The following is a 24,321-nucleotide window of genomic DNA, read 5'->3' as shown; positions in this document are numbered from 1 at the left end:
AAATTATTAGCCGATGTACTGCTGGCCTTTCATGTATGGACGCAGCACTTCAGGGATCTCGATACGACCGTCTGCCTGCTGATAGTTTTCCAGCACGGCAACCAGGGTACGGCCCACAGCCAGGCCAGAACCGTTCAGGGTATGCACCAGACGGGTTTTCTTATCAGATTTGCTGCGGCAGCGTGCCTGCATGCGGCGCGCCTGGAAATCCCAGACGTTAGAGCAGGAGGAGATTTCACGGTAGGTGTTCTGCGCAGGTACCCACACTTCCAGATCGAAGGTTTTGCAGGCACCAAAGCCCATATCACCGGTGCACAGCGCCATACGACGGTATGGCAGACCCAGCAGCTCCAGCACTTTCTCCGCGTGGCCGGTCATCTCTTCCAGCGCGTCCATGGATTCTTCAGGACGGACGATCTGCACCATCTCAACTTTGTCGAACTGGTGCATACGGATCAGACCGCGCGTGTCGCGCCCGTAAGAGCCTGCTTCAGAACGGAAGCACGGAGAGTGCGCCGTCAGTTTGATTGGCAGGTCGTCTTCGTCGATGATCTCATCACGCACGAGGTTAGTCAGCGGCACTTCCGCGGTTGGGATCAGCGCGTAGTTGCTGCTGTCTGCTTCCTCGTCCAGCGGACGGGTATGGAACAGGTCGCCGGCAAATTTCGGCAGCTGGCCCGTACCGTACAGCGTATCGTGGTTGACCAGATACGGCACATAGGTTTCGCTGTAGCCATGCTGCTCGGTGTGCAGATCCAGCATGAACTGCGCCAGCGCGCGGTGCAGATGGGCAATCTGGCCTTTCATCACCACGAAGCGAGAGCCGGTCAGCTTAACCGCTGCCGCAAAATCCAGGCCCGCGTGCATTTCGCCCAGCGTCACGTGATCGCGCACTTCAAAGTCAAACTCACGAGGCGTACCCCAGCGTTTCACTTCAACGTTGTCGTTTTCATCTTTGCCGACAGGCACGCTGTCGTCAGGAATATTCGGGATAGCCAGGGCAATATCACGAATTTCGGCCTGAAGAACATCCAGTTCAGCTTTCGCTTGATCCAGTTCTTCACCCAGCTTGTTCACTTCCAGGCGTAATGGCTCAATATCTTCCCCGCGCGCTTTCGCCTGGCCGATGGATTTCGATCGAGAGTTACGCTCTGCCTGCAGATTTTCAGTTTGTACCTGCAGTACTTTACGACGCTCTTCAAGAGCGCGCAGCTTATCTACATCCAGCTTAAAGCCCCGGCGTGCCAGTTTTTCAGCGACTGCGTCTGGCTCATTACGCAGCAGATTGGGATCGAGCATGCTTATCCTGTGCTTATCGAATTAAAATAGGAAATGTGACCACAGCCTGCGGCCACAAGGATACAATTGCCAACATTACCGCAACGATTGAACTAACGGTAGCGTTTTATAGGGCTATTTTGATCCTGTCCGGCGAGCCAGGTGAGCTTTTCACCAATCTTGCCTTCAAGACCTCTGTTTGTGGGGTGATAATAGCGCGTTTGTGCCATCTCCTGCGGGAAATATTCCTCCCCGGCAGCGTAGGCATTGGGTTCATCATGAGCGTAGCGGTATTCCTGCCCATACCCCATCTCTTTCATCAGTTTGGTCGGCGCATTACGCAGATGAACCGGTACATCGTAGTCCGGGCGTTCGCGTGCGTCAGACATCGCGGCCTTAAACGCGGTATAGACGGCATTGCTTTTCGGCGCACAGGCCAGATAAACAATCGCCTGCGCAATGGCACGCTCGCCCTCCGCAGGTCCAACCCGTGTGAAACAGTCCCAGGCCGACAGCGCGACTTGCATGGCACGCGGGTCGGCATTGCCGACATCTTCTGAGGCAATCGCCAGACAGCGGCGCGCGACGTATAGTGGATCGCCGCCCGCAGTGATAATACGCGCGTACCAGTACAGCGCCGCATCCGGCGCGCTGCCGCGCACGGACTTATGCAGCGCCGAAATCAAATCGTAAAAACGGTCACCTTTATTATCGAAACGCGCGCTGCGTTCCCCGGCAATTTCGGTGAGCAGTTCCGGTTTTAGCACCCGCTTGCCGGCATCGTCGACCTCGGCCATGTCGGCCATCATTTCCAGCGTGTTCAGCGCCCGACGCGCATCGCCGTTAACCAGCTCGGCAATCGCACGACGCGTCTCGTCAGGCAGAACGATATCCTGTCCGCCGTAGCCGCGCGATTTGTCGTCCATCGCCTGAGTGAGAACCTTTTCGATATCCTCGGTCGTCAGCGATTTGAGCAGATAAACGCGCGCACGGGAAAGCAGCGCCGAGTTCAGCTCAAACGACGGGTTTTCGGTGGTCGCCCCAATGAAGAAGATCGTGCCGTCTTCAATATGCGGCAGGAAGGCATCCTGCTGGCTCTTGTTGAAGCGATGGACTTCGTCGACAAAAAGAATGGTGCGGCGTCCGGCGTTGCGGTTCTGACGCGCACGCTCGATAGCCTCACGGATCTCCTTCACGCCGGACGTCACCGCTGAGATACGCTCAACGTCCGCGTTGGCATAACGGGCAATCACTTCTGCAAGCGTAGTCTTGCCGGTGCCTGGGGGGCCCCAGAGGATCATGGAGTGCAAATGCCCCGCCTCAATGGCGCGCGGCAAGGGCTTCCCGGCAGCCAGCAGGTGCTGCTGACCGATGTACTGCGCTAAATTTTCTGGCCGCATACGTGCGGCCAGAGGTTGAAACGCGTTATCTGAAAAATCGAGCGACAGATTGCCCACTCACGCCTCTTACTTATTGCGTTGGTCGTCCACCGTTACGCCCTTCGGCGGGGTAAAGGTGAACTTCGATGCATCAACGGCGCCGTTCTGCTGAGATTTGAGCTGATAGCTGCTGCGCTGATCGTCCTGCTCAACCGCGCCGAACTGATTAATGGTACCGTTGGTGCTGACATTAATGGTGAACTGCTTCAGGTTGCCGTTGCTGCCTTTCGGCGTCAGGACAAACTCGTCACCTGTCTGTTTAATATTGTACTGCTGCCAGTCGCTGGCCTGGTTACGGGCAATCAGCATAAATGGCGTATTGCTGGTGGCATCTTTCAGCCAGGTCGCAGTAGCCTGCTCAACGAACGGGTTGTAGAACCATAAGGTTTTACCGTCAGACACCAGGATGCTCTCATCCGGCTGGGTCATGTGCCAGTTAAACAGATTTGGCCGTTTTACCCACAAGTCCCCCTGACCTTCCTGCACCGCGTTGCCGCTGCCGTCCGTCACTTTCTGCGTGAAGCTGGCGTGGAAGCTGCTTACTTTATCCAGTCGGCTTTTAAGGTCGCTGGCTGCATCAGCCCAGACGCTGCTGGCGACAAAACTGGTGAGTAATGCACAGGCGATGGCGATTTTTTTCATTGTTATTCCTTAAAATACGTCTTCCCGATATGGGGTTTCCGACTTCTATTCTGGACCTGCCCGGAGGCAGGCGACAGAAGAAAATGCTTAATTTTGGCTGATTTACCCTTCTTTGCAATCGCAGAAGGTTAATCAAACGGTGGCGGAGCCAGCACCTCGCGGTTACCGTTATGCCCCTGCTCGCTCACAATGCCCTGCGCTTCCATCTGCTCGATGATGCGCGCAGCGCGGTTATAGCCGATGCGGAACTGACGCTGTACGCCAGAGATAGACGCTTTACGTTTTTCGGTAACGAAATTTACCGCCTGATCGAATAACGGATCCAGCTCTTCACCGCCGTCAAAGCCACCGCCGCCGCCTTCGCTTTCCGTATCGCTGGTGATGCCATCAACGTATTGCGGACGACCGCGCGCTTTCCAGTCCTGCACGACCGCGTGCACTTCCTGGTCGCGCACGAACGCGCCGTGAACACGCACCGGAGAGGTGGAGTTCGGCCCGGAATAGAGCATGTCACCCATTCCCAGCAGCGACTCTGCACCGCCCTGGTCAAGAATGGTACGGGAGTCAATTTTACTGGATACGGTAAAGGCGATACGCGTCGGAATGTTCGCTTTAATCAGACCGGTAATAACGTCCACGGAAGGACGCTGGGTCGCCAGCACAAGGTGAATACCGGCCGCACGCGCTTTCTGCGCCAGACGGGCAATCAGCTCTTCCACTTTCTTACCGACGGTCATCATCAGGTCAGCGAATTCGTCGACCAGCACCACGATATAAGGCAGTTTTTCCAGCACCGGATGCTGGGCATCCATGCTGTCACCCGGCTTCCAGTACGGATCCGGAATCGGACGGCCCATGCGCGCCGCTTCGGCGATTTTCTCGTTATAGCCGGCCAGGTTACGCACGCCGAGCGCAGACATCAGCTTGTAGCGGCGTTCCATCTCATTCACGCTCCAGCGCAGGGCGTTGGCGGCGTCTTTCATGTCGGTGACCACTTCAGTCAGCAGATGTGGAATACCTTCATAGACCGACAGTTCGAGCATTTTCGGGTCGATCATGATGAAACGCACATCTTCCGGCTGCGCTTTATAGAGCATGCTGAGGATCATGGCGTTCACACCGACGGACTTACCGGAACCGGTGGTACCCGCGACCAGCAGGTGAGGCATTTTTGCGAGGTCTGCCACCACCGGATCGCCAGCGATATCTTTACCCAGCACCACGGTCAGTGGGGATGGGTTATCACGGAACTTGGTGTTATCCAGCACTTCACGCAGGTAGACGGTCTGACGTTTCTTGTTCGGCAGCTCAAGACCAACGTACGGTTTGCCCGGTATCACTTCCACCACGCGCACCGCAACGGTTGACAGCGAACGCGCCAGGTCGCGGGACAGGTTGGAAATACGCGCGGCTTTTACGCCCGGCGCCAGGTTCAGTTCAAAACGGGTGATCACAGGACCCGGCGAGTAGTTCACCACGTCCGCCTTGATACGGAAGTCAGCCAGACGGGCTTCAACCAGACGGGCCATCTGCTCCAGCGCAAACGTATCAACCGGCTCGACTTCAGCTGGCGGCGGCGTCAGCAGATCCAGCGACGGCAGCGGCGTGCTTGGACGCTGCAGCGGACGGCTGTCACCGTTACGCATCAGCAGCGGGTGAATCAGGCTCTCCTGCGGCTGTGGCGCAGGCTGCTGGAACTGCTGTTGCTGCGGCTGCTGTGGTTGCACATACGGCTGTTGAACAGGTTGCTGTGCGTAAGTCGATGGTGACGGCTGGCGCACAGGCTCAGCTTCCGGCATCACGCTCGGGGTAAATAAAGGCTCGCTTGGGCCATCATCCACCAGATCTTTCATCGGCGAGAATTCAAAGTCCGACAGCGAGAATGGATTTGCCCCTGCCGGCTGTTCACCGGAGTAACGCTGCTGCTGCGTTGCCGCAAACTGGCGCGCTAATTCGGCTTCTGCCGCATCATCTTCGTCTTCCAGCGCAGGTTCGTCGTGCTGATAGTCTTGACCGTAGCGCTGATTCTGCTGCGCAGCGAACTGGCGGGCCAGCTCGTCCTGCTGCATTTCATCAGCATCATCGTCGTACTCAGACTCGCGCGCTTTTTCTTCAGCCATGCGCTGGGAAGGCAGCTTGATGCCATAAGAAGCAAGCTCACGGCGGGTTGGCACGCGGACGCGGTTAGGACGAGGCAGTTGCGGACCAATCCCCTCTTTCACCTGAGGACGCGGTGCGCCCCCTGTTGCCAGGCTAAAGACCGGTGCCGCCGCTGCTGCGGCCGCAGTAGCCTGCTTAACGCCTTCCGCTACGGGTGCTACAGCAGGCGTCGGGTCGACCGGCGGAACAGAAACAGAAGGCGCCTTCGTCACCGGCTCCTGCACCGGTTCAGGCACAGGCTGATACCAGGCGGCCAGCTGTTCGCGTTCACGCGCACGGCGCTCTTCGACTTCTTCGAAATAGTACAGCGGTGGACGCGCAGGCTTCACCTCTTCCACGATTTCAGGCTCAGGTTCAGGCTGCGGTGCAACGTAAGGCTGCACAGGTTCAACAGGTTCAGGCACGTACTCCTGATAAGGCTGGGACACTGGCTGCTGATATTGCTGCGGTGCATACTCAGGCTGCGGCGGCTGATAAGGCTGCTGCCACTGTTCCTGCTGCACGGGGATGTAGCTTTCAGGTTCAGGCGCAATAACGGGCTCCGGCGTATGAACACCCGGCGCAGTTTGCCACTCAACCTGAGGTTGCTGAATAACGGATTCCGGCGGCGGGACCGGCGCGGATGGCATCACGGCGTCGACAGGCGCGGCATACGCCTGCGCAGCGGTCGTCGCGGCGGCGGCAGCCGCAACCGGCTCGGTAACCGAGTGGCCGTTCAACAGTGGATCGTATTCGTCGAAGTCACCCGGCGTGGCACGGCTACCGGAAAAAAGCACATCATCAGGATCGACGGCGGTCCCTGCTGCACGGTACTCAACCTGCTCGTCTTCATCCATGCGTTTACCGGAGAAGAGCGCCGCATCGGTTTTACGGCCCAGCGGGTTGGCAAATTTCTCAGCAACACGCTGGCGACGCGCCAGCGCACCGCGCAGAATTCGGGCACGACGAGACTCGCGACGCTGCACAGGCGCGTCGTCTTCCTCTTCATCTTCGTATTCGTCTTCATCCACCCACGTATCGTCACGACGGGTACGGTTACTGGCGAAGGTCAGAATGGTGAGGATAAAGCTGCCAATTTTCTCGGCAATGCTCACCCAGGACCAGCCGGTAAACAGCGTCAGCCCGGCGGCCCAGATGCACAGCAGTGCCAGCGTGCCGCCGCTGCTGTGCAGCATCGGCTGAAGCGCGGAACTTAATAAGCTGCCGATTACCCCGCCAGAGGCGAAGTACCAGATATCATCCGCATTGATCGCTGCCAGCCCGCAGGAAGTGAGAATCAGCGCCAGCGCGCCAATCAGGCGCAGCGAGACGGCGAAATAGTCGATGTAATCATCGTTCTGACGATGACGCCACGCAAACCAGCATCCGCCAATGATAATGACGGGAAGGGTGTAGGCCATCACACCGAAAATGAAAAACAGCGTGTCCGCAAGCCAGGCACCGGGGACACCGCCTAAATTATGGATAGGCTCATGCCATGCAGTTTGTGACCAGCTGGGATCAGAGGGGTTGAAACTGAGTAAGGCTGCCATCAGCCAGACGGCAAAAAGGGCAATAACAATCAGCAAAGCCTCGAGGAGACGACGTCCGCTGCTTAGCTTCGATAGTGTGACTTCTTTGTCTTCAGTGTATTCCTGGCTCAAGAAAGGCTCTCCAGGTATCAGGCATATCCTGCCTGTTTGCTAAAACGGACAACAGCGCCGGGACTCCCCGGCACTGTTGCTGTATGGATTAACAGGAGTGTAATCAAACTACGCTGATTTTGCACCTGTTCCGTGTTAGCGCGTCTTAATAACCAGACGATTGCTCTGTTTGACCTCTTCCATTACCACATAAGTACGGGTGTCGTTCACGCCCGGCAGACGCAACAGGGTTTCCCCCAGCAGCTTACGGTAGGCGGACATATCAGGCACACGGGTTTTCAACAGGTAGTCGAAATCACCGGACACCAGATGACACTCTTGAATTTCTTCAAGTTTTTGTACAGCGGCGTTAAATTGCTCAAACACATCCGGCGCACCACGATTCAGAGTAATCTCAACAAATACCAGAAGTGAGGCATCCAGATAATGCGGGTTCAGCAGAGCCGTATAGCCCTGAATAAAACCCTGTCTTTCCAGTCGGCGCACACGCTCAAGGCACGGCGTCGGGGAAAGTCCCACACGTTTTGAAAGCTCGACGTTGGAAATACGCCCATCCTTTTGCAATTCATTCAGAATGTTACGATCGATACGGTCGAGATCTTTGCCAGGGCGCTTCTTGCTATCTACCATTATTATTGTCTCTCTGTATTCCTTCCCTACTCCTGCCTGGACCCTGTGCACATCACTGTTCAGAGCCTGTACCCGTTAGTCATCACATCGCCTGGTTTTGTATTAGACGCGATGCGGATTCGGGTTCTGTTGGTAAGAAGACCGTTGCCTGAAGGCTGTCACCGACATCACGTATGGCGTCTGTCCACGCCATGCGTAGATTTCACTGACCCGGTAAAAATGGCATTTACGTGCATGCCTATGCGGCATACGGTTAACGCGGTTTTTTTTCTTCCTTGAATGTTTTCGCAAAAGCGCAGGGGATTGTCAAAGCAAAACATCGTTTTTTAGTACAACATGCCGGATATTCATTACGACAGGGTATTAATCCTCATTTTATTGCCTTATAAACGACCGGTTTTCTTAAGAAAGCGTGATGTTATCGCGCGCGATTCATCGTCCACGGCTATTACACAGATTGATATCAAAATTGCTGCGCTCTTTTTTTACGGCAACAAATTCCCTACAATCCAGCCAAATGTCTGCCAACAACAATGGGGATCTCATGGGCACGGCCAAACACAGTAAGCTGCTAATCCTTGGTTCTGGACCTGCGGGATATACCGCGGCGGTCTACGCTGCACGCGCTAACCTGCACCCGGTACTCATCACCGGCATGGAAAAAGGCGGTCAGCTGACCACCACCACCGAAGTGGAAAACTGGCCAGGGGACCCGAACGACCTGACCGGGCCGCTGCTGATGGAGCGCATGCACGAGCATGCCGCTAAATTCGAAACCGAAATTCTGTTCGATCACATCAACAAGGTCGACCTGCAGAACCGTCCGTTCCGCCTGACGGGTGACAGCGGTGAATACACCTGTGACGCGCTGATCATCGCTACCGGCGCCTCTGCCCGTTATCTCGGTCTGCCATCCGAAGAAGCGTTTAAAGGCCGCGGGGTTTCTGCCTGCGCCACCTGCGACGGTTTCTTCTATCGCAACCAGAAAGTCGCGGTTATCGGCGGCGGTAACACCGCGGTGGAAGAAGCGCTTTATCTGGCCAACATTGCCTCTGAAGTGCACCTGATCCACCGTCGCGAGACCTTCCGCGCGGAGAAGATCCTGATCAAACGCCTGATGGACAAAGTGGCAAGCGGCAACATCGTGCTGCACACCAACCGCACCCTGGAAGAGGTGACGGGCGACCAGATGGGCGTTGCCGGTCTGCGTATCCGTGATACCCAGAACACCGATAACGTCGAAACGCTGGAAGTGGCGGGTCTGTTCGTGGCTATCGGCCACAGCCCGAACACCGCAATCTTCGAAGGCCAACTGGAGCTGGAAAACGGCTACATCAAAGTGCAGTCCGGCATTCACGGTAATGCGACTCAAACCAGCATCCCGGGCGTATTCGCGGCCGGCGACGTGATGGACCATATTTACCGTCAGGCGATCACCTCTGCGGGCACCGGCTGTATGGCCGCGCTGGATGCTGAACGCTACCTCGATGGACTGGCTGAACAAGGTAAATAATCTTTACAAGTCAGTAACAAACGTAAATAAAGGCGGCGATAAGTCGCCTTTATTGTCTCCCCGTTGTAACATTGCGCTGCCCAACTTCTAATAACGTCACCTGCAAAGTACGCAATGGAAAAAACCCGTCAACAAGAGTTAACACGCTGGCTGAAACAGCAAAGCGTTCTTTCCCGCCGCTGGCTTACGATTTCCCGTATTTTGGGTTTCATCAGCGGTCTGTTGATTGTTGCCCAGGCATGGCTGCTGGCCCGCATTCTTAATCACATGATCATGGAGAACATTCCCCGCGAAGCGCTCCTGCTGCCCTTTATTGTCCTGATCCTGATTTTTATCCTGCGCGCCTGGGTGGTGTGGCTGCGTGAGCGCGTCGGTTTTCACGCCGGACAGCACATCCGCTACGAGATCCGCCGTCAGGTGCTCGACAGGCTTCAGGAAGCCGGGCCCGCGTGGATCCAGGGTAAACCGGCCGGTAGCTGGGCGACGCTGATCCTTGAGCAGATTGACGATATGCATGACTACTACGCGCGCTATCTGCCGCAGATGGCCCTTGCCGTCTTCGTTCCGCTGCTGATCGTGATCGCCATTTTCCCGGTGAACTGGATGGCAGCGCTAATTCTGCTGGGCACCGCCCCGCTGATCCCGCTTTTTATGGCGCTGGTCGGGATGGGGGCCGCGGATGCCAACCGCCGAAACTTCCTGGCACTGGGTCGCTTGAGCGGTCATTTTCTCGATCGCCTGCGCGGCATGGAGACGTTACGCATTTTTGGCCGCGGTGAAGCAGAAACTGAAAATATTCGCCTGGCGTCGCAGGACTTCCGTCAGCGCACCATGGAAGTGTTACGCCTCGCCTTCCTGTCCTCCGGCGTACTGGAATTCTTCACCTCACTGTCGATTGCCCTCGTGGCGGTCTACTTCGGCTTCTCCTACCTCGGCGCGCTGGATTTCGGCCATTACGGCACGGCGGTGACCCTTTCCGCCGGGTTCCTGGCGCTGATCCTGGCGCCGGAGTTTTTCCAGCCGCTTCGCGATCTGGGGACCTTCTATCACGCCAAAGCCCAGGCGGTTGGCGCCGCCGATAGCCTGAAAACGTTCCTGGAAACGCCGCTGGCCCACCCGGAGCGCGGTGATGTAACGCTGAATGCTAAAGACTCCGTGACCATTGAAGCGCAGGACTTTTCCATTCTGTCGCCCGAAGGCAAAGTGCTCGCCGGTCCGCTGAACTTTACCTTACCTGCCGGACAACGCGTGGTGCTTGTCGGCATCAGCGGTTCCGGGAAAAGTTCTCTGCTGAACGCGCTATCCGGTTTTATGGCCTACACGGGTTCACTGCGAATCAACAAAACCGAACTGCGCAACCTTGATCCTGACGCCTGGCGTAAACAGCTCAGCTGGGTAGGCCAAAACCCGCAGCTTCCCGCCGCGACGCTGCGCGAAAACGTGCTTCTGGCGCGCCCGGACGCGCGTGAAGATGAGCTGCAATCGGTTCTCGACCGCGCCTGGGTCAGCGAATTTCTGCCGCTGCTGCCGCAAGGGGTGGATACCGTAGTCGGCGACCAGTCCGCCGGGCTGTCGGTCGGGCAGGCGCAGCGTGTGGCCGTTGCCCGCGCGCTGCTTAACCCATGCCAGCTCATGCTCCTGGACGAGCCCGCAGCCAGCCTTGACGCACACAGCGAGCAGCGCGTAATGGAAGCGCTTAACGCCGCCTCCCTGCAGCAAACCACCCTGATGGTCACCCACCAGCTGGAAGGGATTGCCGACTGGGACCAGATCTGGGTCATGGAAAACGGCCGTATTGTTGAGCAAGGCGACTACGCCTCTCTCGTTGCCGCCCAGGGGCCATTTGCGACCCTGCTGGCAAACCGTCAGGAGGATATCTAATGCGCGCTCTGCTGCCTTATCTTGCGCTCTATAAACGCCACAAATGGATGCTGACGCTGGGGATTGTGCTGGCGATTGTCACGCTGCTCGCCAGCATCGGCCTGCTCACGCTTTCCGGCTGGTTCCTGTCGGCCTCGGCCGTCGCGGGGTTCGCCGGATTATACAGCTTCAACTATATGCTTCCGGCCGCCGGGGTTCGCGGTACCGCTATCACCCGTACTGCCGGGCGCTATTTCGAACGGCTGGTCAGCCACGACGCCACTTTCCGCGTACTGCAGCACCTGCGTATCTATACCTTCAGCAAACTGCTGCCCCTCTCCCCTGCCGGGCTGGCGCGTTTTCGTCAGGGCGAGTTGCTTAACCGCGTGGTGGCGGACGTTGACACGCTGGATCACCTTTACCTGCGCGTGATTTCCCCTATCGTGGGCGCGTTTGTGGTGATTGTGGTGGTCACGCTGGGGCTGTCTGTTCTGGATGTTCCCGTTGCGCTGACGCTGGGCGGGATCATGCTGCTGACGCTTATCGTTCTGCCGCCGCTGTTTTACCGCGCCGGGAAATCCACCGGGGAAAACCTGACGCGCCTGCGCGGGGACTACCGCCAGCAGCTGACCGCCTGGCTTCAGGGGCAGGCAGAGCTGACCATTTTTGGTGCCAGCAAGCGCTACCGCGCGCGGATGGAAAGTACGGAGCTGAACTGGCATGAGGCCCAGCGCCGTCAGTCGGAGCTGACGGCCTTCTCTCAGGCGCTGATGATGCTGATCGGCGGCGTGGCGGTGATTGCCATGCTGTGGCTGGCTTCCGGCGATATTGGGGGAAACACACAGCCAGGTCCGCTTATTGCCCTTTTCGTTTTCTGTGCGCTGGCCGCGTTTGAAGCGCTGGCTCCGGTGACGGGCGCCTTCCAGCATCTGGGACAGGTCATCGCCTCTGCCCTGCGCATCACCCAGATTGCCGAGCAGGAGCCTGAAGTCACGTTCAGTGCCGTGCAGACCGCTGTCCCTGAGCAGGTTGCGCTGACGCTTGAAGATGTTACCTTCAGCTATGACAAACAGGCGCAGAACGCGCTGGACGGTATCACCCTTTCTGTGAATGCCGGTCAGCGGATTGCGATCCTCGGCCGTACCGGCTGCGGTAAATCGACGCTGCTGCAGCTGTTGACCCGCGCCTGGGACCCGCAGCGCGGTCAGATTCGTTTTAATAATACGTTGCTGACCGATTTCAGCGAGCAGGCCCTGCGCAAAACCGTCAGCGTCGTTCCGCAGCGGGTGCATCTGTTTAGCGCCACCCTGCGCGATAACCTGCTGCTGGCTGCGCCAGAGGCCTCTGATGATGCGCTTCGCGCCGTGCTGGAACAGGCCGGTCTGCATAAGCTGCTTGAGGGCGATGGACTGAACAGCTGGCTCGGTGAAGGCGGTCGTCAGCTTTCCGGCGGAGAGCTGCGCCGTCTGGCGATTGCGCGCGCGCTGCTGCACGATGCGCCGCTGATGCTGCTTGACGAACCCACTGAAGGACTGGATGCCACGACCGAGAGCCAAATCCTTGATTTGCTGGCCAATGTCATGACCGGTAAAACCGTCCTGATGGTCACGCACCGCCTGCGCGGACTGGCGAGTTTTGATCGGATAATTGTGATGGACAACGGACACATTATTGAGCAAGGTAGTCACGCAGAGCTGTTGGCGAAACAGGGTCGCTACTTCCAGTTTAAACAGCGTCTGTAGACTATATTTGTAGCGTCCTCACTCGCGTACTGGAGTTTTGCTGTCATGCGCCTGGTCCAGCTTTCTCGTCATAACATCGCGTTCCCTTCTCCGGAAGGGGCGCTGCGTGAGCCCAATGGGCTGCTGGCCCTTGGCGGTGACCTCAGCCCTGCGCGGCTGTTGATGGCGTACCAGCGCGGCATCTTCCCTTGGTTTTCTCCCGGCGACCCGATTTTATGGTGGTCTCCCGATCCGCGTGCCGTGCTGTGGCCAGAGCAGTTTCACCTGAGCCGCAGCATGAAGCGTTTCCATGCAAAATCACCGTACCGCGTCACCCTGAACCACGCCTTTGGTCAGGTCATTGAAGGCTGTGCCGAAGACCGGTTTGAGGGAACATGGATAACCCGCGATATCATTACCGCCTACCACCAGCTTCACGAGCTTGGCTACGCGCACTCCATTGAGGTGTGGGACGGCGGAGCACTGGTCGGCGGCATGTATGGCGTGGCGCAGGGGACGCTGTTTTGCGGTGAGTCGATGTTCTCCCGCGCGGTTAACGCCTCGAAAACAGCGCTGCTGGTCTTCTGCCAGGCATTTGCCCAGCGCGGCGGACGCCTGATCGATTGTCAGGTGCTCAATGAGCACACGGCTTCCCTCGGCGCCGTTGAGATACCGCGACGCCAGTACATCGAGCATCTGGATGCCAGTCGTCAGGAAAAGCTCCCGCGCGACTTCTGGATACCGAGAACGCTCTTTATGCCCAATGCCTAAATGTTTTCCGCATATTTTTTGTGAGGGTGTTATAATTACGCCGCAGAGTAGCTTCTGCCTGTTGCCCCGCCGCCGTTTGGGACCTTCGCTTCAGATAACGTCCTGACGTTTATCCTGTTGTATCCCCTTTACGAATGCGCTTTCCGTTCGGTTGTACCGTGACGCTTGGGCAATGCGCCGAAACTGTTTTGCTGCGTTTCAAACGCGCAATTCTTTACTTAATTGATGAATTTCGGCATTATCTTGCCGGTTCAAAACTTGGTAGTGATACCCCAGAGGATTAGATGGCCAAAGAAGACAATATTGAAATGCAGGGTACCGTACTTGATACGTTACCTAATACCATGTTTCGCGTAGAGCTGGAAAACGGTCACGTGGTAACTGCGCACATCTCCGGTAAAATGCGCAAAAACTACATCCGCATTTTGACGGGCGACAAAGTGACTGTTGAACTGACCCCGTACGACCTGAGCAAAGGCCGCATTGTCTTCCGTAGTCGCTAATTGTTTTCGCCTGTAATGGCAGATGAATATTTAAAAGGTCGGGTTAATCCCGGCCTTTTTTATTTGTGGCGTTAGTGTTGCTGCGTCGGAAGAAGTATTGTCATCCACGGTTGTGCAGGAGCGATTAAATCCCCCGCCATAGAATGAGCCATGTCATGGAGTAATCCCGTCAGGTGCGGCAGCATATCGCGGTCAAAATGCGATACCAGCAACACATGATTCAACGCCCGGCAGTAATCACACTTTGTTTCTGTATCTTCTAGCAGCCACTCCTTTTGTCGCGGTTGTTCCGATTCGTCCTCAAATTCCACTATCTGAAAATCACGCATGGATTCTGTGAGGCCGGATTTTACCTCTTCCAGATAAGCCGCGAGGCAAAGACATACGGGCTGCGTTTGTGGGAGTGATTTGCAATCCAGCAGGATTTCGGTGAGCAGGTTGCAGCGCTCGGCCAAGGTAGGAAGATCGGGATTGAGGGAGAGTTCGCTGTATAAATGGGCGAAATTGTTTTCTGTATTCATTGGGTAATTCCTTCACACACTTTGAATTTACCACCGCAGTAAACGCCAATTTGCTGGCGGCGGACGAAAAGGAATTGGCGTACCAGTGTGTGTGCTACTGGCGCTTCAATAGAAGCTTCCGATTCGCCCGCCAGATGCAGAATTATACCCTTTTCCTGAGGGCGAACGAAGCCTGCAGCATTACTGCTGCTCACACACTTTCAGGACGCCAATCCCGGCACCTGATTTTGCAGGTGCGCCGCCATTTTATTACTGTGGATTTATCCAGCAACCAACGTCGTACGAAACTGGAAAGCGCCTCGCAAAATTCCTCAGCGGTCTGTTGCCCTCACCCCAACCCTCTCCCACAGGGAGAGGGAGAAAAGCAGACATAAAAAAACCGGGCTATTGCCCGGTTTTTAAGACCTACGTAAGAAATCAATGAGCCGCTTCCGGCTTGTGCTTCGCTGCACTCTGGAAATCGTACGTCAGTTCGTTCTTCGCCTGGTCCAGCGCCACGGTCACCTGGCCGCCGTCCACCAGCGAGCCAAACAGCAGCTCGTTCGCCAGCGGTTTCTTCAGGTTGTCCTGAATCACACGCGCCATCGGACGGGCGCCCATCGCACGGTCGTAGCCTTTCTCGGCCAGCCAGTTGCGGGCCTCCTGGCTTACTTCCAGCGACACGCCTTTCTGATCCAGCTGAACCTGCAGCTCGACGATGAACTTGTCCACGACCTGATGGATCACCTCGGTAGACAGGTGATCGAACCAGATGATGTTGTCCAGACGGTTACGGAACTCCGGCGTGAAGATCTTCTTGATCTCCTCCATCGCATCGGTGCTGTTATCCTGGTGGATCAGGCCGATAGATTTACGCTCGGTTTCACGTACCCCGGCGTTGGTGGTCATCACCAGCACCACGTTACGGAAGTCCGCTTTGCGCCCGTTGTTGTCGGTCAGCGTCCCGTTGTCCATCACCTGCAGCAGGATATTGAACACGTCCGGGTGCGCTTTCTCGATTTCATCGAGCAGCAGTACCGCGTGCGGATGCTTGATCACCGCGTCGGTGAGCAGACCGCCCTGATCAAAGCCCACGTATCCCGGAGGCGCACCAATTAAACGGCTGACGGTGTGACGCTCCATATACTCGGACATATCAAAGCGCAGCAGCTCAATGCCCAGCGCTTTGGATAGCTGAACCGTTACCTCGGTTTTCCCCACGCCGGTCGGGCCGGCAAACAGGAAGGAGCCGACAGGCTTGTGCTCATGCCCCAGCCCGGCACGGGCCATCTTGATCGCTTCGGTTAAGGCCTCAATGGCTTTATCCTGACCAAAGACCAGCATTTTCAGGCGATTGCCGAGCGTGCGCAGCGTATCGCGATCGCTCTGAGAAACGCTCTTCTCAGGAATACGCGCGATGCGGGCGACCACGGACTCGATATCCGCCACGTTAACGGTTTTCTTACGCTTGCTGGCCGGCATCAGGCGCGCACGCGCCCCTGCCTCATCAATCACGTCAATCGCCTTATCCGGCAGATGACGGTCATTGATGTATTTCACCGCCAGCTCCACCGCCGCACGTACCGCTTTCGCGGTGTAACGCACATCGTGGTGCGCTTCGTACTTCGGTTTCAGGCCGTTGATGATCTGCACCGTTTCCTCGACGGACGGTTCGGTCACGTCGATTTTCTGGAAGCGGCGCGCCAGCGCACGGTCTTTCTCAAAGATGTTACTGAACTCCTGGTAGGTGGTAGACCCAATCACGCGGATCTTGCCGCTGGAGAGCAGCGGTTTGATCAGGTTAGCCGCATCCACCTGGCCACCGGAGGCCGCACCCGCGCCGATGATGGTGTGGATCTCATCGATAAACAGGATGCTGTTGGTGTCCTGCTCCAGCTGTTTTAACAGTGCCTTGAAGCGTTTTTCAAAATCACCGCGGTATTTCGTGCCCGCCAGCAGCGAGCCGATATCCAGCGAGTAGATGGTGCAGTCGGCAATCACTTCCGGCACGTCGCCCTGCACAATGCGCCAGGCAAGCCCTTCGGCAATTGCGGTTTTACCCACGCCAGATTCTCCCACCAGCAGCGGGTTGTTCTTGCGGCGACGGCACAGCACCTGGATCGCGCGCTCCAGCTCTTTATCGCGACCAATCAGCGGGTCGATACCGCCAACGCGAGCAAGCTGATTAAGGTTGGTGGTGAAGTTTTCCATACGATCCTCCCCGCCTGCTTGCTCTTCATTGTTATTGACCTGATTGCTGGAATCCGAGGCCTGGTTAGGCTCGTCTTTGCGCGTTCCGTGAGAGATAAAGTTAACCACATCGAGGCGGCTGACTTCGTGTTTGCGCAGCAGATAGGCAGCCTGTGACTCCTGCTCGCTGAAGATGGCGACTAAGACGTTTGCGCCAGTCACTTCGCTACGTCCGGAAGACTGGACGTGGAATACCGCGCGCTGCAGCACACGCTGGAAGCTGAGCGTCGGCTGCGTGTCGCGCTCCTCTTCACTGGCTGGCAGCACCGGTGTGGTTTGTTCGATGAAGGCTTCGAGTTCCTGACGTAGCGCCACCAGATCCACGGAGCAGGCTTCCAGCGCTTCGCGGGCAGATGGGTTGCTAAGCAGTGCGAGCAGTAAATGCTCGACGGTCATAAACTCATGTCGGTGCTCACGCGCTCTGGCGAAAGCCATGTTTAAACTGAGTTCCAGTTCTTGATTGAGCATAGGCACCTCCCCCAATTTTATGCCTTATCAGGCCTTTTCCAGCGTACACAGCAACGGATGCTCGTTCTCCCTCGCATAGTCGTTCACCATCGCCACTTTGGTTTCCGCCACTTCGGCAGTGAAGATGCCGCAGATAGCTTTGCCACGATAATGAACGGTAAGCATCAGTTGCGTTGCACGTTCTACATCATAAGAAAAGAACTTTTGTAGCACGTCAATAACAAATTCCATCGGCGTGTAATCATCGTTCATTAACATAACTTTATACATAGATGGCGGTTTTAGCGCGTCACGCACTTTGTCTTCCGCCAGCTGGTCAAAATCCAGCCAGTCGTTGGTCTTACCCATTTTGCATAACCACTTTGAATCTACCTCAGATGTTAGATAACAATCATCTATTACTGTCATCCGCGATGTCTGTCACAAACTGTTGCAATAGCGTTAACTGCTTCAAACTTTGGTTGATTATTGTCCCATCTCCAGCGCCAAACGCTTGACGACTTCTTTCGTTTCTCTAAATTGTACAAGCGTGAGATGGCGAGGTTTTGAACAGCCCCCACTCCACCACCGGTTCATTCCATCTTAACTTATAAGATTTACGAAGGATGTCGAAGCATGGAAATGGGTACTGTTAAGTGGTTCAACAACGCCAAAGGGTTTGGCTTCATCTGCCCCGAAGGCGGCGGCGAGGATATCTTCGCTCACTATTCCACCATTCAGATGGATGGTTACAGAACGCTCAAAGCCGGGCAGTCCGTCCGGTTCGATGTACACCAGGGACCAAAAGGCAATCATGCAAGCCTTATCGTCCCCATTGAAGCAGAGACGGTTGCATAGCTCTCTGTTTTATTGTGTACATCCCGCAGTCAAAATGCCAGCCCGATCGGCTGGCATTTTTATTTTCGGGTTATTCCCGAGCCAGCGCATCCACCGGATCCAGCCGCGCCGCGTTGCGGGCGGGCAACCAGCCAAACAAAATGCCGGTAAAGGTCGAACACAAGAATGCGGTAATAATGGCCACCGGCGAGAAGCCAATCTCCCAGCCGGGTAAAAAGAGCTGGAGCGCGAAGGCGATCATCATCGAGAGCGCAATCCCCATCGCACCGCCGACCAGACACACCAGCACGGCTTCAATCAAAAACTGCTGCAGCACGTCGCTGGCTCTGGCCCCGACCGCCATGCGGATGCCAATCTCCCGTGTACGTTCGGTTACCGACACCAGCATGATGTTCATCACCCCGATACCGCCGACGACCAGCGAAATCACCGCCACCAGCGTGAGGAACAGCTGAAGAGTACGTGTGGTCTTTTCCGCCGTTTTCAAGAGGCCGTCCATATTCCAGGTGAAGAAATCCTTCTTCCCGTGGCGCAGGGTTAACAGCCGCTCAAGCTGCTGCTCGGCCAGCGCGCTGTCGTAGCCCTCCTTCACGCGCACGGTGATGGAGTTGAGCCAGGACTGCCCCATAATCCGCCCGGAGATGGTGGCATAGGGCAGCCAGACGCGCAGGATCTTGCTGCTGCCAAACATCGACTGTTTCTCTTCCGCCACACCGATGACCGTGGCAGGCATGTTGCCGACCAGGATCACTTCGCCCACCACGTTGGCTTTATTGGGGAAGAGCTGTCTGCGCGAGTTCGCGTCCAGCACCACCACCTGCGCCCTGCCCGCCAGCTGTTCGGCGTTAAAGGTGGCCCCTTCGCTGAAGGTCATACCGTAGACGTTGAAATAATCCCCGCTGACGCCGTTCGCGCTGGCCGCCACGTCAACATTGCCCACGCGCAGGCGCAGGTTTTGCGACACCGCAGGCGTGGCGGAGTTGACCCACGGCTGCTTCTGAATGGCCGCCAGATCGTCGTATTTCAGCGCCTGCTGATACTGAGGCTCGTCGTCACCAAAGTCTTTGCCGGGATAGACGTCAATGGTATTGGTGCCAATAGCGCGGATATCGGCCAGCACCAGCTGCTTGGCCGCGTCGCCCACCACCACAATCGACACCACCGAGGCAATACCGATGATGATGCCGAGCATGGTCAGCAGGGTACGCATTTTATTGGCCGCCATTGCCAGCCAGGCCATGGTCAGTGCCTCACGAAAGCCGCTGGAAAATTGTCCCCAGCCGGTTGATGCCGGAAGCACTTCTTTCGGCGCCGCAGCTCTGGACTCACGCGGCGGCGGGTTGCTGACCAGCTCGCCGTCGTGGATCTCAATGATCCGTTCCGCCTGCGCCGCCACCTGCGGATCGTGGGTCACGATGATGACGGTGTGCCCCTGATCGCGTAGCTGGTGCAGGATCGCCATCACCTCTTCGCCGGAATGGCTGTCGAGGGCCCCGGTTGGTTCATCCGCGAGGATCACCTGCCCGCCGTTCATCAGGGCGCGGGCAATACTCACGCGCTGCTGCTGGCCGCCGGACAGCTGTGAAGGCTGGTACTCCACCCGCTCCGCCAGCCCCAGACGCGTCAGCAGCATCTGCGCGCGTTCGAGCCGTTTTTTCCGCTCGACGCCCGCATAGACCGCCGGAACTTCCACGTTCTGCGCGGCATTGAGGTGAGAAAGCAGATGGTAACGCTGGAAGATAAAACCGAAGTGCTCCCGGCGCAGCTTCGCCAGCGCGTCGCCATCCAGCGTGGAGATATCCGTTCCGGCCACGCGATAGGTCCCGCTGGTCGGCTTATCCAGACAGCCGAGAATGTTCATCAGCGTCGATTTACCGGAGCCCGATGCCCCGACAATCGCCACCATCTCGCCCGCTTCCACGCGCAGGGAGATGCCCTTCAGCACCTCCACCGGCCCATCGCCCGACGGATAGCTGCGGCGAATGTCCTTCAGCTCAAGCAATGCCGTCATTTCGCGGCTCCGGGCAGGCTTTCACTGACAACAACCTCCTCACCCTCTTCCAGCCCTTTCACCACCACCACGTCGGTGTCATTGCGCGCGCCAATCACCACTTCGCGCTCGCGCGTTTCGCCGTTGCGCAGCACTTTCACTTTATAGCGGCTTTCCCCGGCGGATTCACCCAGCGCAGAGAGCGGAATGGTCAGCACGTTCTTCAGACCAGTCAGCTGAATATGCACCTGCGCGGTCATGTCGAGACGCAGCACGCCCTTCGGGTTCGGCACTTCAAAACGGGCATAGTAGAAGATGGCGTCGTTCACTTTTTCCGGCGTCGGCAGAATGTCTTTCAGCACGCCTTCGTAGCGCGTCTGCGGATCGCCCAGCACCGTAAACCAGGCATTCTGCCCCGGCCTGAGATGGATAACGTCCGCCTCCGAGACCTGGGCTTTGACCAGCATGGTGCTCATGTCCGCCAGCGTCAGAATGTTGGGCGCCTGCTGCGCGGCAATCACCGTCTGCCCCTGCAGCGTGGTAATTTGCGTCACTTCCCCGGCCATCGGCGCAACGATTTTGGTGTAGTCGAGGTTGGTTTTCGCCGTATCCAGCGAGGCCTGGTTGCGTTTGATTTGCGCGTCAATCGTGCCAATCTGCGCCTGCTTCACCGCCAGTTCCGTGGTGGCCGTATCTAAATCCTGCTTCGAGATCGCCTGGGTTTTGGCCAGCGCCTGCTGACGGGTCAGCGTCACCTGGGCCAGGTTACGCTCTGCCTGCGCCTGCGCACGCTGCGCGCGCAGCTCCATCAGCGTGGCTTCCACCTCGCGGATCTGGTTCTCGGCCTGTTCAGGATCGATCACGCCGAGCAGCTGGCCTTTTTTTACCTTATCGCCAATCTCAACCGACAGCGTTTTCAGCTGACCGCTGACCTGTGCGCCAACGTCAACCTTGCGCAGGGCATCAAGTTTGCCCGTCGCGAGGACGTTTTGTTGCAGTTCGCCCGGACGAACAATCAGCGTCTGATACTGCGGCACCGGCGCATTCAGCACCTGCCATAGCCAGTACCCACCGGCTAACACCACGACCGCCAGCAGCAGAAACAGCGTTCTGCGTTTTCCCTTGAGGTTCATAAATATTCCAAATAAATGTTCTGGCAATGATAAATGCTGATTCTATCTAAACGACTCCTCAACGAAACCCCTGTTCTCCGAAATCGTCACAATTTGTTTACGAGACGTTGAACGTTCGCCTGCTGAAATGGAGATCTTCATCAAGAAGCAGGATCTAACATGTCTTCCATCGTCGATACACCTTTTTCAAACCTGCCACAGCCTGCATCGGGTTGGCAGCTCTTCAGTCATCTGGCTTCCGGTAAGCTCACGCCAGGGCTGGCGTGGCAAAACCCCGCCTATCGACGTAAATTCATGCTACGTTCGCTGGCGACGCCTGTAAGTACCGCTCGCCTGTTGACGAGCCTTGCAAAACAGCCGAGCCTGATGCAAATGCTGCAGGTGCAGCCAGGACTGCCGTGCCGTCTGCATCGCCCCTGGCTGACGGTGAATATGGATCGCCAGCAGGCCCTTGAGTCCCTTAACTGGCACTATCAAACGATGAGCCGCCATATGCCGGCATCGCTGCTCTCGGGCTATCTGTCGAAAAAGGGCTTCACGCTGCTCACCTTAACCGGTAAAGATGAAGAGCAATTTACCGTCCGCCTGTGCGCCGATGCGTTTCTGGATAAAGAAGGGGAAGCCACCCTCGCCTTCTGCGACCATCAGAATACGGTGCTGGCCGAGATGACCTTCACCCTGTGCCAGTTTGAGGGAAAATCGACGCTGTTCATTGGCGGCCTGCAGGGCGCAAAAGCCCACGTTCCCCATGAGCTGATCCAGGGTGCGACGAAGGCCTGCCATGGTCTGTTCCCGAAACGTCTGCTGGTCGAAGCCGCCATGACTCTCGGCAGCGCCTTCCCGGTAGAACAGATTGTCGCCGTCAGTAACGATACCCATATTTATCGCAGCTGGCGCTACCGCAAGAAAAAAGAGGGGAAACTGTTGGCCGATTACGACAGTTTCTGGATCTCCATCGGCGGTGAAAAGCAGGATAGCGGCAACTTCATGCTGCCACTCGTCATGCCGCGTAAACCGATGGAAGAGATTGCGAGCAAAAAACGCTCCGAATATCGCCGCCGCTACGCGCTGCTGGACAGCCTGATTCAGCAGGTGAACCAGGCGACTCAACGTTAATCCGCTCTCCCGCGTGCCAGCCACAGCACGCGGGAAAACATCTTCCGCAGCAGGGTCGGCACCGCCTCCACGCCCCGTCTCCCCGCTTCCGTCGCCACTTCAATGGCTAAATCCGGTTTTGAAGAACGATGAATAGCTTTGGCGATCACGCGCCGCATGTTCATCGGGACATCGACCGGCACCATGGCAATTCGGTGGAATACGTCGTCGAACCCCTGACGATACATAAAGTGCTCCATGTCCATCGCGGGCAGCATGGTTAAATGGTCGCGCTCTTCCTCGCGCTCGTTATTCAGCAGGCTGCGTACGGTCGAGGCATATTTTTTGCCCGCCTCATCACCGTCGACCAGAACGTGCCACTCGATCCCCATCCGGCGGGCAAATTTGATCAGCGGCTTGAGTCCCGACTGGGCGAATTCAATCACCTTAATCCCTTCCGCATCAAAATGGTGGCCGCACTGGCGCGCCAGTTCGTTGATGACCCAGGTTTCCGTCTCTCCCTCCACCAGCAGCCAGCAGCGGGCAAAGAGCGACGACGCCCGGTTAAAGCGAATATGAAACGCGATACGCCGCCCGTCTTCCGCGTTCAATCCCCCCGGGCCTAAGCGGAAGGCGGAGACGCGGGAAGATTCACGCACCAGACGACAGACGTGCTCGACCGGCGTCAGCGATAATAATTCACCGGAATTGGTGGTCGTAACGCGCTGGAGCGGCAGCAGATTCAGCAGATGCCATGCCACGGAGAGCATGATGGGATGCAGGCGCGTTTCCGGGTCTTCCACCAGCAGCAGCGGCCGGGCGTCCCGGTCAAGACGCACGGTGCCTTTGGCCTGGAGAAGCGTTGAAAACAGCCCCAGCAAAATCACCCGATGGGTACGACCACCGGGCCGGTCGATCATCCGGTTAATGATATCGAGGTAGCGCCAGCTGCGCTGTTCGTCATGAGAGCGGCGGCGCATCAGGCGATGGCGCGACTCCGACGTTCCCTGCTCGGAAAAATAGTGCTCCAGCAGCTGTACCATTGCGGACAACCCCTGACGAATTTGACCGTCGGTCAGATTCTGCGGACGCGACACCAGCTCTCTCGCCAGAAAATCCAGCTCGCGGGCGGTGACTTCCACTTCCGGCATATTCGGTACAGTACCGTTACGAATGCGCCGCATAAAACGCGCGTCGCGCAGGCGCAGCACCGGCGTCAGGCGGATCAGGTGGCGGGCAAGATCGTCGATATTGTCCAGCGGGATCGGGCTGGCCTTCTCATCAAGAAAATCACGCAGGGTCAACACGCCCTCGTTTTCCGCCATCTCCCCTTCCAGCCGGTAGAATATCCGGTGGAAACCGTCATCGCACGGTACCCAGCAGGGTGACAGCGGGCGGAAGCGACGCACCCGATGACGTCCGGGCTCGGACTCGCGGAACGTCAGGATGATATGCAGGTGCTTCTCGCGCCCCGTCACGTCGCCGGGGGGGAACCAGAAATCGTCGCGAACGAAGTGATACAGATCGTCTTCGGGCGAAAGCAGTAACGTCAGCGCATCCAGCAGGCTGGACTTACCCCAGGCGTTCTCGCCGATCAGGACGTTGTTCTGTTCCAGCTGCAGCGACAGGCGGTTAATACCGCGAAACCCGACAATTTCCACACGTTCGAGAAGCATAAATCCCCCGCGCAATGTTCACTTTTTCCTTTAAGTTATCAGCAGTATAGCGGGAGGCGCCCTGTCACGACAGCACAACATTCACCCTGACGAGAATTGGTCTATGCTCTATTTACCGCTGATTTGAACAAGGATTGACATCACATTGCCTTAAATCAAATTAATCGAATTTATTTAAGTGGCGAAGGGGTGTTATTGGTTTCTAAAATACG

At 57.0% G+C, this 24,321-nt stretch carries 18 protein-coding genes; 7 read left to right on the top strand and 11 right to left on the bottom strand.

Annotation, left to right across the window (positions count from 1 at the left end):
- Positions 1 to 6: 6 nt before the first annotated feature.
- The 5 genes from serS to lrp all read right to left on the bottom strand — a co-directional run bounded on the left by serS (position 7) and on the right by lrp (position 7,792).
- Positions 7 to 1,299 carry a serine--tRNA ligase gene (gene serS / locus ACEPLT_RS07155; RefSeq protein ID WP_008499983.1) on the bottom strand — a complete coding sequence of 431 codons (1,293 nt, stop codon included), beginning with the start codon at positions 1,297 to 1,299 and terminating at the stop codon, positions 7 to 9.
- A gap of 92 nt (positions 1,300 to 1,391) precedes the next feature.
- On the bottom strand, positions 1,392 to 2,735 hold the full coding sequence (gene rarA, locus ACEPLT_RS07150) for a replication-associated recombination protein RarA (RefSeq protein ID WP_008499984.1): 1,344 nt from the start codon (positions 2,733 to 2,735) through the stop codon (positions 1,392 to 1,394).
- Positions 2,736 to 2,744: 9 nt separating this feature from the next.
- Complete coding sequence (gene lolA, locus ACEPLT_RS07145) at positions 2,745 to 3,359, bottom strand: outer membrane lipoprotein chaperone LolA (protein ID WP_021240884.1); 615 nt, start codon at positions 3,357 to 3,359, stop codon at positions 2,745 to 2,747.
- 128 nt (positions 3,360 to 3,487) lie between these two features.
- Positions 3,488 to 7,162, bottom strand: coding sequence for a DNA translocase FtsK 4TM domain-containing protein (locus ACEPLT_RS07140; protein WP_232928310.1), 3,675 nt, complete (start codon positions 7,160 to 7,162; stop codon positions 3,488 to 3,490).
- Positions 7,163 to 7,297: 135 nt separating this feature from the next.
- Positions 7,298 to 7,792 (bottom strand): leucine-responsive transcriptional regulator Lrp, encoded by a 495-nt coding sequence (gene lrp, locus ACEPLT_RS07135; RefSeq protein WP_000228469.1) that lies wholly within the window; start codon positions 7,790 to 7,792, stop codon positions 7,298 to 7,300.
- A 544-nt stretch (positions 7,793 to 8,336) separates the two neighbouring features.
- Between lrp and trxB the strand changes: the two genes are divergently transcribed.
- From trxB to infA, 5 genes are all read left to right on the top strand, one after another.
- Positions 8,337 to 9,305: a thioredoxin-disulfide reductase gene (gene trxB / locus ACEPLT_RS07130; protein WP_021240886.1), complete on the top strand. Its 969-nt coding sequence runs from the start codon at positions 8,337 to 8,339 to the stop codon at positions 9,303 to 9,305.
- Positions 9,306 to 9,419: 114 nt separating this feature from the next.
- On the top strand, positions 9,420 to 11,186 hold the full coding sequence (gene cydD, locus ACEPLT_RS07125) for a heme ABC transporter permease/ATP-binding protein CydD (RefSeq protein ID WP_039266070.1): 1,767 nt from the start codon (positions 9,420 to 9,422) through the stop codon (positions 11,184 to 11,186).
- The gene (gene cydC, locus ACEPLT_RS07120; protein WP_047747110.1) at positions 11,186 to 12,907 is read left to right on the top strand and encodes a heme ABC transporter ATP-binding protein/permease CydC; all 1,722 of its coding nucleotides are present in this window, start codon (positions 11,186 to 11,188) and stop codon (positions 12,905 to 12,907) included. The genes cydD and cydC overlap by 1 nt, the downstream gene beginning before the upstream one ends.
- Positions 12,908 to 12,952: 45 nt before the next feature.
- Positions 12,953 to 13,657, top strand: a complete 705-nt coding sequence (aat, locus tag ACEPLT_RS07115) for a leucyl/phenylalanyl-tRNA--protein transferase (RefSeq protein ID WP_008499991.1) — start codon at positions 12,953 to 12,955, stop codon at positions 13,655 to 13,657.
- Positions 13,658 to 13,941: 284 nt separating this feature from the next.
- Positions 13,942 to 14,160, top strand: a complete 219-nt coding sequence (gene infA, locus ACEPLT_RS07110; protein WP_002211347.1) for a translation initiation factor IF-1 — start codon at positions 13,942 to 13,944, stop codon at positions 14,158 to 14,160.
- A 71-nt stretch (positions 14,161 to 14,231) separates the two neighbouring features.
- Here the strand turns inward: infA and ACEPLT_RS07105 are convergent, their stop codons facing one another.
- The 3 genes from ACEPLT_RS07105 to clpS all read right to left on the bottom strand — a co-directional run bounded on the left by ACEPLT_RS07105 (position 14,232) and on the right by clpS (position 17,726).
- Positions 14,232 to 14,681, bottom strand: a complete 450-nt coding sequence (locus tag ACEPLT_RS07105) for a hypothetical protein (RefSeq protein WP_032674456.1) — start codon at positions 14,679 to 14,681, stop codon at positions 14,232 to 14,234.
- Positions 14,682 to 15,098: 417 nt separating this feature from the next.
- Positions 15,099 to 17,378, bottom strand: a complete 2,280-nt coding sequence (gene clpA, locus ACEPLT_RS07100; RefSeq protein ID WP_014831269.1) for an ATP-dependent Clp protease ATP-binding subunit ClpA — start codon at positions 17,376 to 17,378, stop codon at positions 15,099 to 15,101.
- Between the two features lie 27 nt (positions 17,379 to 17,405).
- On the bottom strand, positions 17,406 to 17,726 hold the full coding sequence (gene clpS, locus ACEPLT_RS07095) for an ATP-dependent Clp protease adapter ClpS (protein ID WP_006174393.1): 321 nt from the start codon (positions 17,724 to 17,726) through the stop codon (positions 17,406 to 17,408).
- 267 nt (positions 17,727 to 17,993) lie between these two features.
- On the opposite strand from clpS, the gene cspD reads away from it, so the two are divergent.
- Positions 17,994 to 18,215: a cold shock-like protein CspD gene (gene cspD / locus ACEPLT_RS07090; protein ID WP_008499993.1), complete on the top strand. Its 222-nt coding sequence runs from the start codon at positions 17,994 to 17,996 to the stop codon at positions 18,213 to 18,215.
- A 70-nt stretch (positions 18,216 to 18,285) separates the two neighbouring features.
- Here the strand turns inward: cspD and macB are convergent, their stop codons facing one another.
- Both macB and macA read right to left on the bottom strand, forming a co-directional pair.
- Positions 18,286 to 20,226, bottom strand: a complete 1,941-nt coding sequence (gene macB / locus ACEPLT_RS07085; RefSeq protein WP_232928308.1) for a macrolide ABC transporter ATP-binding protein/permease MacB — start codon at positions 20,224 to 20,226, stop codon at positions 18,286 to 18,288.
- Entirely contained in the window at positions 20,223 to 21,338 is a 1,116-nt protein-coding gene (macA, locus tag ACEPLT_RS07080; protein ID WP_232928296.1) for a macrolide transporter subunit MacA, read from the bottom strand. Before macA ends, macB begins: the two co-directional genes overlap by 4 nt.
- A 159-nt stretch (positions 21,339 to 21,497) precedes the next feature.
- Here macA and ACEPLT_RS07075 point away from each other — a divergent pair, with 159 nt between their 5' ends.
- Positions 21,498 to 22,454, top strand: coding sequence for a VirK/YbjX family protein (locus ACEPLT_RS07075; RefSeq protein WP_232928294.1), 957 nt, complete (start codon positions 21,498 to 21,500; stop codon positions 22,452 to 22,454).
- Here ACEPLT_RS07075 and ACEPLT_RS07070 read toward each other — a convergent pair.
- On the bottom strand, positions 22,451 to 24,109 hold the full coding sequence (locus tag ACEPLT_RS07070) for an ATP-dependent endonuclease (protein WP_021240893.1): 1,659 nt from the start codon (positions 24,107 to 24,109) through the stop codon (positions 22,451 to 22,453). The two genes, ACEPLT_RS07075 and ACEPLT_RS07070, sit on opposite strands and share 4 nt — an antisense overlap.
- Between the last annotated feature and the right edge of the window lie 212 nt (positions 24,110 to 24,321).

The sequence above is a fragment of the Enterobacter sp. fkY84-1 genome (assembly GCF_052974705.1).
The sequence above is the reverse complement of the archived record's forward strand: the minus strand, read 5'-3'. Positions and strand labels throughout refer to the sequence as shown.

Bases quoted from the DNA above. Each gene is read 5' to 3' on its own strand.
- serS (WP_008499983.1), bottom strand. From the start codon at position 1,299: ATGCTCGATCCCAATCTGCTGCGTAATGAGCCAGACGCAGTCGCTGAA.
- lolA (WP_021240884.1), bottom strand. From the start codon at position 3,359: ATGAAAAAAATCGCCATCGCCTGTGCATTACTCACCAGTTTTGTCGCC.
- lrp (WP_000228469.1), bottom strand. From the start codon at position 7,792: ATGGTAGATAGCAAGAAGCGCCCTGGCAAAGATCTCGACCGTATCGAT.
- trxB (WP_021240886.1), top strand. From the start codon at position 8,337: ATGGGCACGGCCAAACACAGTAAGCTGCTAATCCTTGGTTCTGGACCT.
- cydD (WP_039266070.1), top strand. From the start codon at position 9,420: ATGGAAAAAACCCGTCAACAAGAGTTAACACGCTGGCTGAAACAGCAA.
- cydC (WP_047747110.1), top strand. From the start codon at position 11,186: ATGCGCGCTCTGCTGCCTTATCTTGCGCTCTATAAACGCCACAAATGG.
- aat (WP_008499991.1), top strand. From the start codon at position 12,953: ATGCGCCTGGTCCAGCTTTCTCGTCATAACATCGCGTTCCCTTCTCCG.
- infA (WP_002211347.1), top strand. From the start codon at position 13,942: ATGGCCAAAGAAGACAATATTGAAATGCAGGGTACCGTACTTGATACG.
- ACEPLT_RS07105 (WP_032674456.1), bottom strand. From the start codon at position 14,681: ATGAATACAGAAAACAATTTCGCCCATTTATACAGCGAACTCTCCCTC.
- clpA (WP_014831269.1), bottom strand. From the start codon at position 17,378: ATGCTCAATCAAGAACTGGAACTCAGTTTAAACATGGCTTTCGCCAGA.
- clpS (WP_006174393.1), bottom strand. From the start codon at position 17,726: ATGGGTAAGACCAACGACTGGCTGGATTTTGACCAGCTGGCGGAAGAC.
- cspD (WP_008499993.1), top strand. From the start codon at position 17,994: ATGGAAATGGGTACTGTTAAGTGGTTCAACAACGCCAAAGGGTTTGGC.
- macB (WP_232928308.1), bottom strand. From the start codon at position 20,226: ATGACGGCATTGCTTGAGCTGAAGGACATTCGCCGCAGCTATCCGTCG.
- macA (WP_232928296.1), bottom strand. From the start codon at position 21,338: ATGAACCTCAAGGGAAAACGCAGAACGCTGTTTCTGCTGCTGGCGGTC.
- ACEPLT_RS07075 (WP_232928294.1), top strand. From the start codon at position 21,498: ATGTCTTCCATCGTCGATACACCTTTTTCAAACCTGCCACAGCCTGCA.
- ACEPLT_RS07070 (WP_021240893.1), bottom strand. From the start codon at position 24,109: ATGCTTCTCGAACGTGTGGAAATTGTCGGGTTTCGCGGTATTAACCGC.